The 15,712-nt window shown below is 64.7% G+C and carries 14 protein-coding genes and 1 pseudogene; 7 read left to right on the top strand and 8 right to left on the bottom strand.

Annotated features, from left to right (window positions below; all coding sequences use genetic code 11):
* Nucleotides 1-239, top strand: a pseudogene (locus CCR95_RS06840) (phytoene/squalene synthase family protein); the annotation flags it as partial.
* Nucleotides 240-575: 336 nt separating this feature from the next.
* Here the strand turns inward: CCR95_RS06840 and CCR95_RS06835 are convergent.
* The 7 genes from CCR95_RS06835 to CCR95_RS06805 form a co-directional block, all read right to left on the bottom strand.
* Nucleotides 576-1,340: a bacteriorhodopsin gene (locus tag CCR95_RS06835; protein WP_201093000.1), complete on the bottom strand. Its 765-nt coding sequence runs from the start codon at nt 1,338-1,340 to the stop codon at nt 576-578.
* Entirely contained in the window at nt 1,337-1,999 is a 663-nt protein-coding gene (locus CCR95_RS06830; RefSeq protein WP_201092999.1) for a COG4315 family predicted lipoprotein, read from the bottom strand. Before CCR95_RS06830 ends, CCR95_RS06835 begins: the two co-directional genes overlap by 4 nt.
* Complete coding sequence (locus CCR95_RS06825; RefSeq protein WP_201092998.1) at nt 1,999-5,442, bottom strand: hybrid sensor histidine kinase/response regulator; 3,444 nt, start codon at nt 5,440-5,442, stop codon at nt 1,999-2,001. Before CCR95_RS06825 ends, CCR95_RS06830 begins: the two co-directional genes overlap by 1 nt.
* Before the next feature lie 14 nt (nt 5,443-5,456).
* Nucleotides 5,457-7,295 carry a methyl-accepting chemotaxis protein gene (locus CCR95_RS06820; protein ID WP_201092996.1) on the bottom strand — a complete coding sequence of 613 codons (1,839 nt, stop codon included), beginning with the start codon at nt 7,293-7,295 and terminating at the stop codon, nt 5,457-5,459.
* Nucleotides 7,292-7,888 carry a chemotaxis protein CheW gene (locus tag CCR95_RS06815; protein ID WP_201092994.1) on the bottom strand — a complete coding sequence of 199 codons (597 nt, stop codon included), beginning with the start codon at nt 7,886-7,888 and terminating at the stop codon, nt 7,292-7,294. Before CCR95_RS06815 ends, CCR95_RS06820 begins: the two co-directional genes overlap by 4 nt.
* On the bottom strand, nt 7,885-8,259 hold the full coding sequence (locus tag CCR95_RS06810; protein ID WP_201092992.1) for a response regulator: 375 nt from the start codon (nt 8,257-8,259) through the stop codon (nt 7,885-7,887). Before CCR95_RS06810 ends, CCR95_RS06815 begins: the two co-directional genes overlap by 4 nt.
* Nucleotides 8,260-8,386: 127 nt before the next feature.
* Entirely contained in the window at nt 8,387-9,199 is an 813-nt protein-coding gene (locus CCR95_RS06805; protein WP_201092991.1) for a response regulator, read from the bottom strand.
* A 686-nt stretch (nt 9,200-9,885) separates the two neighbouring features.
* Between CCR95_RS06805 and CCR95_RS06800 the strand changes: the two genes are divergently transcribed.
* The 6 genes from CCR95_RS06800 (at nt 9,886) to CCR95_RS06775 (ending at nt 15,173) form a co-directional block, all read left to right on the top strand.
* Complete coding sequence (locus CCR95_RS06800) at nt 9,886-10,755, top strand: polyprenyl synthetase family protein (RefSeq protein ID WP_201092990.1); 870 nt, start codon at nt 9,886-9,888, stop codon at nt 10,753-10,755.
* A gap of 263 nt (nt 10,756-11,018) precedes the next feature.
* Nucleotides 11,019-11,987 carry a chlorophyll synthesis pathway protein BchC gene (gene bchC, locus CCR95_RS06795; RefSeq protein ID WP_201092989.1) on the top strand — a complete coding sequence of 323 codons (969 nt, stop codon included), beginning with the start codon at nt 11,019-11,021 and terminating at the stop codon, nt 11,985-11,987.
* A complete protein-coding gene (locus CCR95_RS06790) occupies nt 11,984-12,937 on the top strand; it encodes a chlorophyllide a reductase iron protein subunit X (protein ID WP_201092988.1) in 954 nt (317 codons plus the stop codon). Before bchC ends, CCR95_RS06790 begins: the two co-directional genes overlap by 4 nt.
* 19 nt (nt 12,938-12,956) lie before the next feature.
* Entirely contained in the window at nt 12,957-14,441 is a 1,485-nt protein-coding gene (gene bchY, locus CCR95_RS06785; protein WP_201092987.1) for a chlorophyllide a reductase subunit Y, read from the top strand.
* A 113-nt stretch (nt 14,442-14,554) separates the two neighbouring features.
* Complete coding sequence (locus tag CCR95_RS06780) at nt 14,555-14,899, top strand: BrnA antitoxin family protein (protein WP_201092985.1); 345 nt, start codon at nt 14,555-14,557, stop codon at nt 14,897-14,899.
* A gap of 76 nt (nt 14,900-14,975) precedes the next feature.
* Nucleotides 14,976-15,173 (top strand): type II toxin-antitoxin system HicA family toxin, encoded by a 198-nt coding sequence (locus CCR95_RS06775; RefSeq protein ID WP_201092983.1) that lies wholly within the window; start codon nt 14,976-14,978, stop codon nt 15,171-15,173.
* Nucleotides 15,174-15,208: 35 nt separating this feature from the next.
* Here the strand turns inward: CCR95_RS06775 and CCR95_RS06770 are convergent, their stop codons facing one another.
* Entirely contained in the window at nt 15,209-15,502 is a 294-nt protein-coding gene (locus CCR95_RS06770; RefSeq protein WP_201092981.1) for a hypothetical protein, read from the bottom strand.
* Nucleotides 15,503-15,712: the final 210 nt, after the last annotated feature.

The raw sequence follows: 15,712 nt of genomic DNA, 5'->3' as shown, positions 1-15,712 counted from the left end.
GCGCCGTGGTGCCGGTGCCGCGCAAACTGCAACTGCTGGCGCCGATCCTGGGCACGGCGGTGCTGACGCCGCGGTATGTCGCCGCGCCCGCCTTGGCGGAGACGCACTTTTTGGTCGAGGCGGTGGTTGCCGCCACGCCGCAAAAGGCGGTCGCGGCCAGCGTGGGCAACCGGGTGATTTGGGTGCTGGAATTGTTCGAGCAGCTTGAGGAGCGTGAGCGGGCACTGAGTCTGCGTTGAACGTTGCAAAGAGAGCGACCAGCGTTCAGCCGCCAGCTTCCAGCATCCAGCAGGCTTGAGCCTAAAAAAGCCGTTAAACCGCAAAGATCACAAAGGATTGCAATGGCTTTCCTCGATGACGACCGTCATCCACGAGATGACGGTCGTCTGGACTGCAAGCTCTGGACTGCAAGCCCTTGTTGTTCTTCGCGTCCTTTGCGCCTTTGCGGTTCCAAATTCCGGATTTCGGTTGAGCTATCGCACCTCGCGCCTTGAAACTCATTATCAGACGGTCTTGGGACTTTTCCACAGTTACACTAACCGCTGGCGGCTGGCGGCTGGCGGCTGGCGGCTGCTTCAACCCTGGGTCTCGGTTGTCATCGCCCTGGAAATTTCGCGGGCGGCATAGACGACCAGGACGCCCCAGATCACCTTGTTGACGATGTCGCCGATATTGACGGTGAATTCGCGCAGCACCACGCCGACGCCGGAGTCGAAGACGATCGCGTAGAAGAACCCCGCCGGAAAGATCGCCCAGCCCACCAGAAAGAAAAAGAACATATAGACCAGTGCGTCGCGCTGGGCGGGGATCAAGGCGTCGCTCGGCAGTCGGTGCAGCGCCTGGAAGATCGAGACCGTCATGGCCAGCCATAACAGGCCGCTGACACTGAACCAGAAGAATGCCATCGTGGTGGCGCCGCCACCCGCAAGCGTGGCCTGCTCGCCAAGATAGCCCGTTGCGATCATGCCTGTGTCGATCAGGACGAGCGTGAGCGCGAAGCCCGTGCCCACGCGCTCCAGTCCCATCAGCAGCGGGAACATGAGGATCAGCATCAGCGTGGTCGCCAACCAGTAGCCGTAACGCACGATCAGCGGCAGATTGCCGATGGCGGCGGCCATTTCATCGATGCCGGCCGCCCCGGCCGCGAGCGGTTGCAGTTGCGCGAAAAAATACAGGTGCAGACCAGAGGACACGGCGCAGATCAGGATGTTGAGCAGAACCAGCAGGCGAAGCCGTCCTTTGAGATGCGGGGCTTGCGTGAGGAAATAGATGACGGCGAGGAATGAGGCCAGGCCGCAGGCGAGGAAGGAAAAATAAGTCAGGTTGAAGAGGGTGTTCATTGCCGTGGTTTCCCGTTGCTGCTCATGATGGATCCGGCGAGACGCGGATCGGTATGGACCCGTACCGCGTACCAGGTGCCGTCGACGCCGTCGCCGGTGACATCGCCGGTCTGCCCGTCGCCGGCCCAAAGGTAAAGCGGATGGCCATCCTGGCTCCATTGGCGCCGACCCTCGGGGTGGGTGAGGGTCGCGAAGGGTGGCGGCGGATCCGCCGGCGCGTCCCCGTCCACTAGGAAGGGACGCCAGAGCCGGGCGCGGTCATCCGTGCCGTCCTGTGCTTCTGCTCCATCGGGGAGGCGAGCATAGAGGGTCTGCCCGCGCGCGCTCGACAGTACCGGACCCAGACGGCTGGAGACCATGCCGAAGGCGCTCGGCAGGGTCGCGGGATCCTCGATACGGATCGCGGGGTAGTGCCTTCCGCTGGCGTTCTCCATCGCCGGATGTACCTGTTCCTGACTGGCGGGCGTCAACGCGGCGGGCGTCGTACCCGGCGGATATCCCGGTGGCTGAAGTCCATAGGGGGCATAGCCGCCCTGGTGCGTGGCCTGCGGATAATAATAGTAGCCCGGCATGGTCTGCGGCGGTTGTGCCTGGAGCGCCGGGGCGGCGAGCATCAGGATGAAACTGGCATAAGTCGCGATTCGTGTATTTGAGTCCATCAGGCGAGCGCCTCCAGTGACTGCTGCAGAAAATCCAGAACCGCTTCGTCCCGATAGGGTTTGACGAAATAGCGGTCGACGCCGATCCGCAGCGCTTCGCGTCGGTGTTTCTCGGTCGAGCGCGAGGTGATCATGGCGATCGGTATCTGGCGAGTGTCGGTCTGCGCGCGCAGATGCGCGGTCAGCTCCAGTCCGTTCATCCGTGGCATCTCCAGGTCGACCAGCAGCAGGTCCACCGCATCCTGTGCCATGGTCTGGAGCGCATCCAGCCCATCGCGCGCGGTCAGCGCGCGATAGCCGCGATCGGCGACCAACTGTGACAGCAGACGCCGCATCGAGAGCGAGTCGTCGACGATCAGGACCGTCGGCGGCCTGACCCGTGCCTCGGCGGGGGTGAGGTCCAGCGCGGAGGCCCCGGCACTGCGCGCGACGCGCAGAATGGCGGTCAGATCGAGGATGGGCACGATCCCGCCATCGCCCAGGATGGATGTCCCCATGAGACCGGGGACGCGCGGCACCAGCGGGCCGAGCTTCATCATCACCAGTTCGCGGCCCTCCAGCAGGGCGTCGACCAGGATCGCCTGTTCGCCGGCTTCGGACGCCATGAAGAGCACCACCGGGCGGCCCTGTCCCGGCGCGGCCGTGCGCAGACCGAGCAGCGGGTTGAGCGGCGCCAGCGGAAGGCATGATGCTTGATAGGTGAACGTCCAGCCGTCGGCGGTCGGTGCCAGCTCGCCGTCCTCGGCGAGGATGGCCAGCCGGACGTCATTGGCTGGAACGGCCAGGATCTGATCCTCGCAGCGGATCAGCAGGCAGAAAACGGCGAGCAGCGAGGCAGGGAAACGCGCCGTGAGCCGATAGCCGGCACCGGGCTCCGAGTCGATCGACAGCGATCCGTTGAGCGCGCGCACGCTCGTTTCGACCACATCCATGCCGACCCCGCGGCCCGAGATCTGTGTCACCTGTTCGCGTGTCGAGAATCCCGGCTTGAGCGTCAGCAGCGCCAGGGCGTGCGCGGAGGGGGTTGCATCCGGTTCCAGCAACCCGCTCGCGATCGCGCGGGCCTGAACGCGCTCCAGATCCAGACCGCGGCCATCGTCGCCGATGGTGACCTCGATCTGGTTGCCCAACGGTCGGAATCCGATCTCGATCCGGCCCTCGGGCGGCTTGCCGGCGGCGGCGCGTTCATCGGGCGACTCGATGCCGTGGTCGATGGCGTTGCGCACCACATGCATCATCGCCGGCATCAACCGATCCAGCCGGTCGCCATCGATGTGGACATCGGTGCCGTTCAGGGTCAGTTCGGCCGTTTTGCCGGTCGCCCGGCAGGTCTGGCGGACCGCCCGCCGCAGGCGCGCCTCGACCGAGCTGGCCGTGACCAGGCGGGTACTCATGGTCAGTTGACGCAATTCCTGACTCAGTCGCTGTTGCTGCCGGGTCAACTCGTCGAGCGTCCGTAGCGACCCTGTCAGGGTCTGAGCGAGCTCGCGCGCATCATTGACGCCTTCGTTGAGCTGGCGGGTGGCGAGATACATCTCGTTGTATTGTTCGAGTTCGAGCGGATCGAAGATCGCGTTGTCGTTGTCGTTGTCGTTGTCGTTGTCGTTGTCGTTGTCGTTGGCTCTGGCGCCGACTCCGGCGCGCCGGGTTCCCAGACCGCGCAGATCGACCAGAGTCTCCAGCTCCGCAACCCGCGCCAAGTTGCGCCGCTCGACCTCGCCCGTCTCCTGCAAGGCCAGCCGAGCCTGCCGCAACTGCTCCTCGGACTGCGCGAGGGCCATGGAGAGTTCGCCCAAGAGCTGCAGCAGGTCATCGACCGTGCGCGCGGGCACCTGTAAATAGGCGTCCTCCGGAGCGTCCGCCGCCACCGGCGGTGCTGCTTCGCTGGGCGCATCGACCGTCGCGGGCGCGCTCGGCAGCGGCGGCGGTGCCTCGGCCATGGGCGCCGCGAGTGCGCTCAAGCCGTCGCGGTCGATCCGGTTGGCCCAATCCAGAATCTCCTGAATGATGGGGCGCAATCCCTCGGGATTCGGCGGCTCGGCGCCGCTGACCATGTCGAACATCATGGCGAGCGCGTCGGTGCCGGCGGCCAGGCTGTCGGCCAAGGTCGCACTGGGCGTGGCCTGCTGGTCGATCAGGAATTCCAGCAGGTCTTCCAGGTGGTGGCCGAGCATGGCGATCGCCCGCACGCCGCAGACATTGGCCGAGCCCTTCAGGGTATGGGCGCAGCGTTGCGCCAGACGCAGGGCGTCCTCGCCGGCATGACCGCCGTTGATCCTCTCCACCGCCGCCGCGAGCTGCTCGGCCATTTCAGGGCCTTCGCGCAGGAAGCTGGCTAGCACCGAATCATCCAGATCCGCGGCCGGCGCGAGCGACAGATCTGCCGTCTCGACGGTGATCGCCCGTTCCTGTCCGGCTTCCGCCTCCAGCAGCAGGGGTTCGCGATAGAGTGCCTCGATCAGTGCGTCCGCCGTGGTGTCCGAGATCGGGTTCGGCCAAGCGGGATCGCGCAGGGTGGCGACCAGGTCGTGCCGGGTCAGGTCGGAGAGTGGCGCGTCCAGGTAGTGCTGGAGGCGCCGCGGTAGGACCGCCAGGGCTTCGAGCAGGGATTCGGGCCAGTCCGCGTCGTCCGGTGTGGCGACGATCTGATAACCCAGGCCGGCGCACACCGTCGCGAAGGCGACAAAGCCTACTTCCGATGCCGCATCGGCGAGACAGATCAGAATCTCCTGAAAGGCCTGGGCGGCATTGCGGCGGACGTCGGACTCCCTCGCGCGGGCGATCTCTTCGACCCTTTGAAAGAGTTCCGCGCGCTGCTCTTCGACCGCCATGGCCAGCAGCGCCAGCAGCTCGGTCGCTTCATCGTTCAGTTCCGGGGTGTTGTCGGCCGCGGGTGGCGCCTGTGCCGTGACGGTTTCTGCCGGGTCCAATTCAATCGGCTCGGTGCCGGGCATCGCGGCGGGCGGCGGCGCGGGCCAGTGCGCGTCCGCAGCCGGTTCCTGGTGGTCCTCCTGGCTGTCTCCGTCAAGCCCGCCCGCACATGCCCGCCAGAGCGCCGCTGCCTCGGCGGACAGGGGCGGATCGAAGGTCTCGGCGGACGCCAGCTCGATGATGGCCTCGGCGATATCCAGCGCCTCGGGGGTGTCGAGATGGGCCTCCAGCAGCGCGGTCAGCTCCAGCAGTTCCAGCGTGGCCGCGGCATCGCCCGCCGCGGCCAGTTCCGGCAGACCGCCGACGGCCATGTCGAGGAAGGCCAGGAACTCGCAGACATGCGGCCCCAGCGTCTCCAGGTCCGGCCAGAGCTCGGCCAGGGTCTCGCTGACGGCATTGGCGGCCTCCAGTCGGTCGGTCAGCGAGGCGGCTGGTGCGCCGGCCAGCTCGATCCGCTCCTGGAGCGCTGGCAGTGCGGAGGAATAACGCGCAGCGGGCGAGTCGGGATGCATCGTCGCGTCTCCCGTCAGCCTCGACCCGGATCATCGAGCGGTGCCGGGGCCGGCAGGCGAAAGAGCTGGATCGCTTCGAGCAGCTGGTGCGAATAGCCGACCAGACCGTTGGTCTCGCGGGTCTGATGGACCAACTGATCGGTCGTCTCCAGGGTACTGGCCCGCATGGAATCGACCCGTTCCATGAGTTTGCGGTTGGCCGCGACCTGGGCCTGGGCGCTGGCGTCGATCTGGCGGACCGCCGCGACGAGATTGCTCGTGATTTCCTGCGTCTCCAGCATCTGCTCGCCGGCGCTCTCGATGGTGCGTGACTCGACCCCGACCGCTTCGGTCGCCTGATTCACGGTCTCGATGCTGTCCTGGGTCTCGACCTGGATATTGGCGATCAGCGTTTCGATCTGCCCGGTCGCGTTGCGCGAACTGTCGGCGAGGCGCTGGACTTCCTGCGCGACCACGGCGAATCCGCGCCCGGCCTCGCCCGCCGTCGCGGCCTGCATCGCCGCATTGATGGCGAGGACATGGGTGCGCTCGGCAAAGCTGTTGATGATGTCGACGACGCCGCTGATCTCCTGCGATCGCTCGCCCAGACGTTTGATCCGCTTGCCGGTCTCCTGGATGCTGGAGCGGATTCTGCCCATGCCCTCGACCGCGCCCTTGACCGAGGTCAGCGCCGCCTGGGTGGAGTCGGTCGCGGTTTCGGCGGCGCCATTGCAGAATCTGGCCCGCTCCGCGATCTGGTCGATGGCCTCCACCGCGCTGGCAAGATCCGTGGCGGTCTGTTCGATCTCGGCGCGTTCGGCATCGGCGACCTCGACCACCCGACGTCCCTGGGCCTGGACCTGCGTGGCGGCCTGTCCGACCCGTTCGGCGATCTCGCGCACCTGCAGCAGGACGCGCGCGCTCTCGGAGGTGATGCGGTTGAGGGCGTCGCGCAGCGGGCCGGTGATATCCTCCTTGACCGGCACCTTCAGGGTCAGATCGCGGGCCTCGCTGATCTCGTTGCCGACCTGGAGCATTTCGATGATGGAGTCATTGAGCTGATCGTTCTGCCGTTCGAGATAATCGATGCCGCGATTGAAGGAGGCCACGGTACGGCCCAACTCGTCATCGGCGCCGATCTCGAGACGCTCGGAGAAGTCGCGCCGGCGCTCCATGCCATCGAGCGCGTTGCGGATGCGTTCTGCCGGGCTGAGGATGAAGCGTCTGGCCAGATGGGCGATCGACAGATAGATGAGGATACCCGTCAGCAGCGCGCTTAGGATCAGGAGTGCAATGACCAGGGCCATGGTGACTTCACGCTGGGACTCCCCGTCGGCCAGCGCCGCATCGAGCCGCCGAGTCAGGTCGGCATCGGCGGCGGACTGGAATCCCTGTTCGAGTGCGATCCGGACAGATCCAATGTTGCGTCCGTCGCGTTCGATGGGGAAGTCCCGGAAGTGTTGTGCGGGATCGATGTGTTGTGTGGGATCGAGGTGTTGTGCGGGATCGGTTCTGGCTGCGTCGCGATTCGCGGCGCCCGCCGGGAGAATCTCCACCGAGGCGAATTCTGGATCCCGTGCCACCAGGGCGGTCAGCGATGCCAGACCGGCGTCCTGCCAGGGGTCGCGAAGCTGTCCGGCCAGTTTCGCGAGCAGCACGCCCGCGGTCTCGATAGAGCGGATGGTCTTCTGCTGGAGCAGCGTGGATCCGTTGCCGTCCCGAGCGGGGTTCTCTGCCTGGAGTTGGGCGCGCTCGTCATAAAGTCCGTTCAACCCCCAGAGGATGGCACCGGAGATCAACACAAACACCAGCAGCACCAGGGCCGTGGTCGCGATGGTCAGTTTTGCCGAGATGGTGAGATCGGTCAGTTTCATGGCTGGTCCTTCGATGAATGCGTTTCCTCTCCAAGCAGACTCGCGCGGTCGGCGAGGATGCCCAGCAGAGCGGAAAAATCGAGCCGGGTGTAAGTCGTTCCCTCGATCACGGCGCCGTGGCAGGGGAGCCCATCCGGAATCATCGCCGAGATGGTCGGCAGTGCTGGCGCGAGATCGAAATCCGTGCCGGTCGGGAGCGTCAGGAGGCGGATTTCCTCGATGAGGAAGGCGCCGCGGCGATCGCGGGTACCCAGGATGAGGTTGTAGCGACCGATATCCGGGGTCGCGCCCGGTGCCTGCAGCAGTGCGCCCAGATCGTAGACCGGGACCGGTTCGCCACGGAAATTGGCAAGCCCCAGGAACCAGGGCGGTGTGAAGGGCAGGCGCACGCAGGGGAGGGCGGGCGTCACCTCGGCCGGCAATGCCACTGGAAGCAGGAACCACCTGGCGCCGACCCTGAAGGCGTGGCCGACAGCGCCGCCATCGGGTTCGGATGCTTGCTGCCTGGTTTCGGCGCGGTGAGTGTCGGAAGGGCTCGCGGGCGCGCGTTGACTCCCGCCCAACAGCGCCGCGATCGCACCGAACAGGCTCATGCCCGTGGCGCGCCGAGCAGTGCGTCGATCTGTCGCAGCACCTCCTCGGCCGCGGCTGGCTTGACCAGATAGCCCTTGGCGCCCTGAAGCTGGGCCCACATCTTGTCCGCCTTCTGATTCTTGCTGCTGACCACGACCACCGGAATGCCGACCGTTTGCGGGTCGTCTTTCAGTGCGCGCGTCGCGTGGTAGCCGTCCACGTCGTCCATGACGATGTCCATGAAAATCAGATCGGGCGCCTCGCTGCGCGCCAGTGACAGCCCTTCCCGCCCGGAGTTGGCGGTCATGACCACATGCCCGGCTCTGACCAGAAGATCCCGCAGATAATCGCGATCGGTCGCCGAATCTTCGACAATGAGCAACTTCGCCATACCAACTTCCTCATCTCTAGCGGTCAATCATGACACCGCGTCCAGCGCGGTACGCGATGTGTTTGCATTGAATCAGTGTGCGACAAACATCTCATCGGTCGATGGTCGACCGTTGGCGTGCCTGCTATCAGCGCAGGAAGCGCTGCAATGTTTCATTGAGCTGATCGAGCGTCAGCGGCTTGGTCAGATAGGCATCGGCGGAGGCCAGCGTTCCGCGCAGCTTATCCATCCGGGAGGTCCTGCCGGTCAGCATTACAACCGGGGTCGGGATGCGCAGATTCCGCTTTAGATGACGGGAGACATCATATCCGTTGATCCCCGGCAGCATGACGTCGAGAAAAATCAGATCATAGATTTGTTCTCGCGCCTTGGTCAGGGCGTTTTCGCCCGTCTCGGCGAACTCGACGCTATAGCCCATTTTGACCAGCTGCATGGCCATCATTTTGCGCACCGATTCGCTGTCGTCGACCACCAGAATCTTCTTCGAAGATGTTTTGTTTGGACTGACATCGCCCGCGTCTTCCTGCTGTGGCGACTGCACCTGCATGTCGTCGTGAATGGCCAGTTCGGGGGCGAATCGATAGACTTCGGACACAAACGCGTCGAGCGCTTTGAGCACCCGGTTGGCCAGGATGGGTCGCTGGAAAAAGGTCGATGTGACCTGTTCAAAGAGCGTCTCGTCGCGGGCGAGCGCGCCGACCCGGAGCACTGGAATCGGCGCTTCGGGGAAACGCTCGCGCAGGGCGGTCCATTCCAGAACCCCCTCCGGTTGATCTTCGTTGACGAGACAGACATCCGGCTGCTGCCGGCTCGCGGTCCAGAATAGGTAGCGCTTCGGTCGCACCCCGGCCAGCATGAAGGCTCTGCCAAGCGCCTTCTGGTCGCTGTCCGGGAAGCCGCACGGGGCGACGGTGAATTCTCTGCTCTCGGTGGCGGCCATTTAAGTTTCCCTTCCGTCCTACTAAATGACCCTCGGCGCGGAACACCCGCAAGCTTGGGCTCCATAAGAAATCGCTTCGGCCTGGATCATACATAAATCGCTGCGGCGAGACTGGATGAGCGTCACGTTTCGGGCAATGATAAAAATTGGGAATCCGACACGACCATGCTCACGTTTCAGACATTTTTTGCGCGGACTCAGAATTGTCCTTGTTGTGTTTGTGGTGATTCAACTGACTGAGATCCCCGAGGCGAAACGCATGCCGTTGGGGGTGCTGATCGAGAGTCTCGTCGATCGCCTTGGACTGGTCGCGAAAGTCGCGGTATCCTTATTACCGCGTTCAGCGAGGCGCCGGCGTTGGCGAAGAGTTCGTCACAGATCCAGCGCATGGTGAAGGTCGTGGGTCCGGCGGCGATCCGCTGATCGCCAAGCCGATCCTCGCGTATCTTTCCGCCGGGCATCCCGGCGCCTTCGAGCATCCGAACCTGGAGTCCGCGGGCGACCCTTATGGAACGCGGCCGTGAGTTACCGCTGCCGGCACCAATGATAACGACTGTTTCCGCAGGCATCGGATCACTGTCTCCATCGATTCGCATTGACGCATCGGGTCTTGATGTCTATTGTACATGACACAGTTAAGTGTCAACTAATCCTTACAAATGAAGACGGTTACCGGGGGATCACCGATGGATGCCGCAACGAGAATCGAGCGGGCCTTGTCCGCTGCAATAGACGCGGTGGCGATCGCCGGCTGCCCCCCTCGTCTGGCCGAGGCGGTTCGACATGCCGTGTTTCCCAGCGGTGCAAGGGTCCGCCCGCGTCTGTGTCTCGCGGTCGCCGCCGCTTGCGGAAGCCGCGATGTCGCGGCGGCCGATGCCGTCGGCGCCGCGATCGAACTGCTGCACTGCGCCTCGCTGGTGCATGACGATCTGCCCTGTTTCGACGATTCCCCCTTGCGGCGCGGCATGCCCTCCGTGCATCGCGCCTTTGGCGAGCCGCTGGCCGTGCTGGCGGGCGATGCCCTGATTATCCTGGCCTTCGAGCATCTGGCGCGCAGTCTCGCCGCGACGCCCGAGCGCCTCGGGCCGCTGCTGTTGACGGTCAGCCGCTCCGTGGGGATGCCGTTCGGGATCACCGCGGGTCAAGCCTGGGAGTGCGAGCCGCGCGTGTCGGTCGAGGACTATCACCGCGCCAAAACCGGCTCGCTGTTCGCCGCGGCCACCGCGGCCGGTGCCCAGGTGGCGGGCGCGGACGCCGACGCCTGGCGGGTGGTCGGCGATCGCATCGGCGAGGCCTACCAGGTCGCGGACGATCTGCGCGACGTGGCCGCGAGCGCCCAGGAAGTCGGCAAACCGGTTGGCCGCGACGCCCTGCTCAACCGCCCGAGTGCGGCTGGCGAGTTGGGGGTCGACGGTGCCATCGATCGGCTCCGACAACTGGTCAAGGGCGCCATCGATGCGATTCCGGCCTGTCCGGGACGCGATCAGTTGGCCGAGGTGCTGATGGCGGAGTCGCGTCACATCATGCCGAAGAACCTGGTTCAGCGGATGTCCTGATCGCGCATCCTGTCTCTTTTGAACGCCGCTGGCGGCGCGGCGCAGGATCCATCGATCAGCCCGCCGTCCGGATTCTCGATCGCCGTTCGGTTTCCATCGGCTGGCGATGGTCAGCGGATGCCGCGCGCACTGAATGCCTTTCACTCCCCCGCTCGCGGTTTTTTATCAACCCAGATCAATCTCCCGCGCTTGTCGCCCTGGACTGACACTCAACTTTCGTTAAACTGGCGAATCCGTCAGATTTAACTTGTCGAGCCCACATCTTGAACCCCGATACGCCGACTCTCGAAGCACTCGCCGTCGTCCTCGAACAACCCGAACGTCTATCGCTCCAGCGGCTCGCGCTCACGCCGCCGGGCGATGCTGACGTGGTGGTCGATATCGAATGGAGCGGCATCAGCACCGGCACCGAACGCCTGCTCTGGTCGGGCCGCATGCCGGACTTTCCCGGCATGGGCTATCCGCTCGTTCCCGGTTACGAATCCGTCGGTCGCGTTATCTTCGCCGGCCCGGAGGCTGGACTGGCGGTCGGGCAGCGGGTCTTCGTGCCGGGCGCGCGCTGCTATGGCGAGGTACGCGGTCTGTTCGGCGGCGCGGCCTCGCGCGTGGTCGCGCCGGGCAGTCGGATGGTGCCGGTCGACGAACGATTCGGCGAACAGTCGGTGCTGATGGCGCTGGCGGCGACCGCCTATCACGCCATCGCCGGTCCCGCGTCGCCGCATGTCGAATTGATCGTCGGACACGGCGTGCTCGGGCGTCTGCTGGCGCGCATCGCGGCGCTGGGGGATGGCAGCCGGCCGGTGGTCTGGGAGACCAACCCCGAGCGCCGGCAGGGCGCCGAGGGCTTCGGCTACGAGGTGCTGGCGCCGGACGACGACCCGCGTCGGGACTATCGCTCCATCTGCGACATGAGCGGCGATTCCGCCATCCTCGACAGCCTGATCGCCCGTCTGGCGCGCGGCGGCGAGATCATCCTCGGCGGCTTCTACAGTCAGCCGGTCGCCTTCACCTTTCCGCCCGCCTTCATGCGCGAGGCGCGGTTCCGTATCGCGGCCGAATTTCAACCGGCCGATCTGGCGGCGGTGCGCGCGCTGCTGGATTCCGGGCGTCTGTCGCTCGACGGACTCATTACCCATCGCCTGCCCGCGACCGAGGCCGACGCGGCCTATCGCACCGCCTTTGGCGATCATTCCTGCCTGAAGATGATTCTTGATTGGAGAAACCTATCGTGAATGTACCCCTCAACGGTCCCGCGTCCAGCGCGTCGCCGACGATCAAGGAGACCCAGATCATCGCCATCTATGGCAAGGGCGGCATCGGCAAGAGCTTCACCCTCGCCAACCTGTCCTACATGATGGCGCAGCAGGGCAAAAAGGTGCTGCTGATCGGCTGCGATCCCAAAAGCGATACGGCAAGCCTGCTGTTTGGCGGGCGCTCCTGTCCGACCATTTTGGGCACCTCCAGCGAAAAGAAACGCGCCGGGGAAGCGGTCACTATCGGCGATGTCTGCTTCAAGCGCGACGGCGTCTTCGCGATGGAACTGGGCGGTCCCGAGGTCGGTCGCGGCTGCGGCGGGCGCGGCATCATCCACGGCTTCGAGTTGCTGGAAAGCCTGGGCTTCCATGAATGGGACTTCGACTATGTCCTGCTGGACTTCCTGGGCGACGTGGTCTGCGGCGGATTCGGTCTGCCGATCGCCCGCGATCTGTGCCAGAAGGTCATCGTCGTCGGCTCCAATGATCTGCAATCGCTGTACGTGGCCAACAATGTCTGCTCGGCCGTGGATTATTTCACCGGACTGGGCGGCAACGTCGGCGTGGCCGGCATGGTGATCAACAAGGACGACGGCACCGGCGAGGCGAAAGCCTTCGCCGAGGCGGTCGGCATCCCGATCCTGGCGACCATCCCCGCCCACGAGGAGATCCGGCGCAAGAGCGCGAATTACGAGATCGTCGGTCGACCGGGCGATGCCTGGGGACCGCTGTTCGAGGAACTGGCCCTCAATGTTGGACTGGCGCCGCCGGTGAAGCCGAAACCGCTCGCGCACGATGCGTTGCTGAATCTCTTCAAGGGCGACGAGGTCGGTCGGCATGTCACGCTGGAGCCGGCGACGGCGGCCGATATGTGCAATGCCTCGGCGATCGTCAAGCCTTCGCTCGAAGTGGTCTACGACGATGTCTGAACCGCGACGGGATACTGCGATGGCAAACGATCCCTCCCGGCAGCCTTCCGAGGCTCCGGCGAATCTTGAGACCGGCGGCTGCTCCAGCGCCGAGACGCTGAAAGCCGCCGCCGACAAGGCGGGCAACGCCGATCTGCTCAAACGTCTCGCCGCCGACTATCCGGCCGGCCCCCATGATCAGCCGCAGACCATGTGCCCGGCCTTCGGCGCCCTGCGGGTGGGCTTGCGCATGCGTCGCACGGCCATGCTGCTGGTCGGCTCCGGCTGTTGCGTCTATGGCCTGAGTTTTACCGCGCATTTCTACGGTGCCCGGCGTTCCATCGGCTATGTGCCCTTCGATTCCGAGTCGCTGGTCTCGGGCCGGCTGTTCGAGGACGTGCGCGAGGCGGTCCAGAAACTCGCCGATCCCGAGCGCTACGACACCATCGTCGCCATCAATCTCTGCGTGCCGACCGCCTCGGGCGTGCCGCTGCGACTGCTGCCCAAGCAGCTCAACGGGGTGCGTATCCTCGGGATCGACGTGCCCGGTTTCGGCGTGCCGACCCATGCCGAGGCCAAGGACGTGCTGTCGGGCGCCATGCTCCATTACGCCCGGCACGAGGCGGAACAGGGACCGGTCCAGGCGCCGCGCGGTGGACGCAGCGAGCGGCCCACGGTGACCCTGCTCGGCGAGATGTTCCCGGCCGACCCGGTCGGGATCGGCATGATGCTGGAGCCGCTAGGTCTGGCGACCGGTCCCGTGGTTCCGACCCGCGAATGGCGCGAACTCTATGCCGCGCTCGATTGCGCCGTCGCCGCCGCCATCCATCCGCAATACACGGCATCCTGTCGCGAATTCGCCGCCGCCGGGCGGCCCATCGTCGGCTCCGCGCCCGTGGGTCGGGATGGCACCGCGACCTGGCTGGATGCCATCGGTCAGGCGTGCGGGATCGCCCAGGACAAGGTCGACGCCGCCAAGAACAAATTCCTCCCGGCCATCGGCGGGGCATTGGCGGCAATGCCGATCAAGGGGCGCGTCATCGTCTCCGGCTACGAAGGCTCCGAGCTGCTGGTCGCGCGCCTGCTGATCGAATCCGGCGCCGAAGTGCCCTATGTCGGCACCGCCTGTCCGCGCACCCCCTGGAACGAAACCGATCTCGCCTGGCTCGACGCGCACGGCGTCCCGGTCCAGTTCCGCGCCTCGCTGGAGCAGGATCTGGCGGCGGTCAAATCGCTGGAGCCGGATCTCGCCATCGGCACCACGCCGGTGGTGCAGGCGGCCAAGGAACGCATGATCCCCGCGCTCTATTTCACCAATCTGATCTCGGCGCGTCCGCTGATGGGGCCAGCCGGGGCGGGTTCGCTGGCGCAGGTCATCAATTCTGCGCTGGCGAACAAGGAGCGGTTTGTCGCGATGCGGGGGTTTTTCGAGGGTGTGGGTGAGGGCGAGACCAGCGGGGTTTGGCAGGGGATGCCGGTCAGGCGGGGGGCGCCCCGTGCGACGGCCAAGTCGGTGTCGTCGTAAACCGATACGTGGACTAGATTGAGGGAAGTCTGCGTAGGATGCCGTGAGGGACGCGAACTGTATCAGTTCGCAATTGATGTGGTTCCCTCGTCACTTCCGCCGGGCGGAAAAACATGAAATCAGACGTTACGCACAAACGTTTTCCTGAAACCCCCGAGGAATGGGAAGCACTGATCGCCGAGGCGCCTGGCGAGGATCGGGCGCTGGTAGCCAAGGAAGAAGCGGCCTGGGCCAATGCCGTTGTGGTCAAGGAAGGAGGGTATCCTGCGTTCAGGGCAGCGTGGGATGAGCGTCGCCGCACACGCGGGACGCAACAGGGAGCAACCAAGGAAGCGGTCTCGGTTCATCTCTCGCCAGAAGTGATCAGGTATTTCAAGGCGGGCGGCCCCGGATGGCAGAGGCGCCTGGATGCTGTTTTGCGTGAGTACGTTGCTGGACAGCAAGCGGCGCCAAGATAGTTATAAGGTTTCGTTGAGGGCCGATGGGCACATCGACAGGGTTGGCCTAGGCTTATAAAGGGCGGAATTGAGTCTCTTGCCACCTAAAATCCGTGAGCTGATCGCCGACCTGGAAAGAGCTGACTTCGTTGATCGCGGTGGCAAGGGCAGTCATCGCAATTTTGTTCACCCCAAGGTGATGAAGCCAATCACTGTTCCTGGGAAACAGGGAGACGATGCGAAGCAATATCTCGTCAGAGCGGTACAGCAAGCCATCGAGGAATCACGGTCATGAAAGATAGCGCCCGCTACGCCAAAATCGTCGAATGGTCAAACGAAGATGGTTGCTACGTGGGCAGTTGTCCGGGGCTCATGTTCGGCGGATGTCATGGTGACGACGAGGTATCCGTGTTTCAGGATCTCTGCCAAGTCGTCGATGAGGTCATTGATCTCTACCGTCATGACGGCAAGCCCCTTCCCGCGCCAACCGCTGGTCAAGATCTGGCGAACAGGCTTCAGAATGTCGCCTGACTTCGCGCTGCTCAGTCTGCTGGGGATGATGTTTTGTGACTTCGCCAGCGTAGCCTGGATGAAGCGCATCGGAAACCGGGCTTCTTTGCGCATTCAGCCCGATGAGTGCTGTAGATACTCTGTTCCGACGCAAGTCCTGTTTGCCTCCTGTCCATCAAATTCATGAATGAGTCATTCCGCTTGTGGAAGGACATAGAAGCGTTGCCCGTCGAACGGTTTTCCGGTCTTAAGCATGCCATGGATGGCGTGCAGGAGCTTACGCATGACGGCGCAGATCGCCTGGATCTTCTTCAGTCCCCGGTC

The organism is Thiocystis minor (assembly GCF_016653465.1).
In the GTDB taxonomy this organism is placed as follows: domain Bacteria; phylum Pseudomonadota; class Gammaproteobacteria; order Chromatiales; family Chromatiaceae; genus Chromatium; species Chromatium minus.
This window is presented reverse-complemented; position numbering and strand designations above follow the sequence as displayed.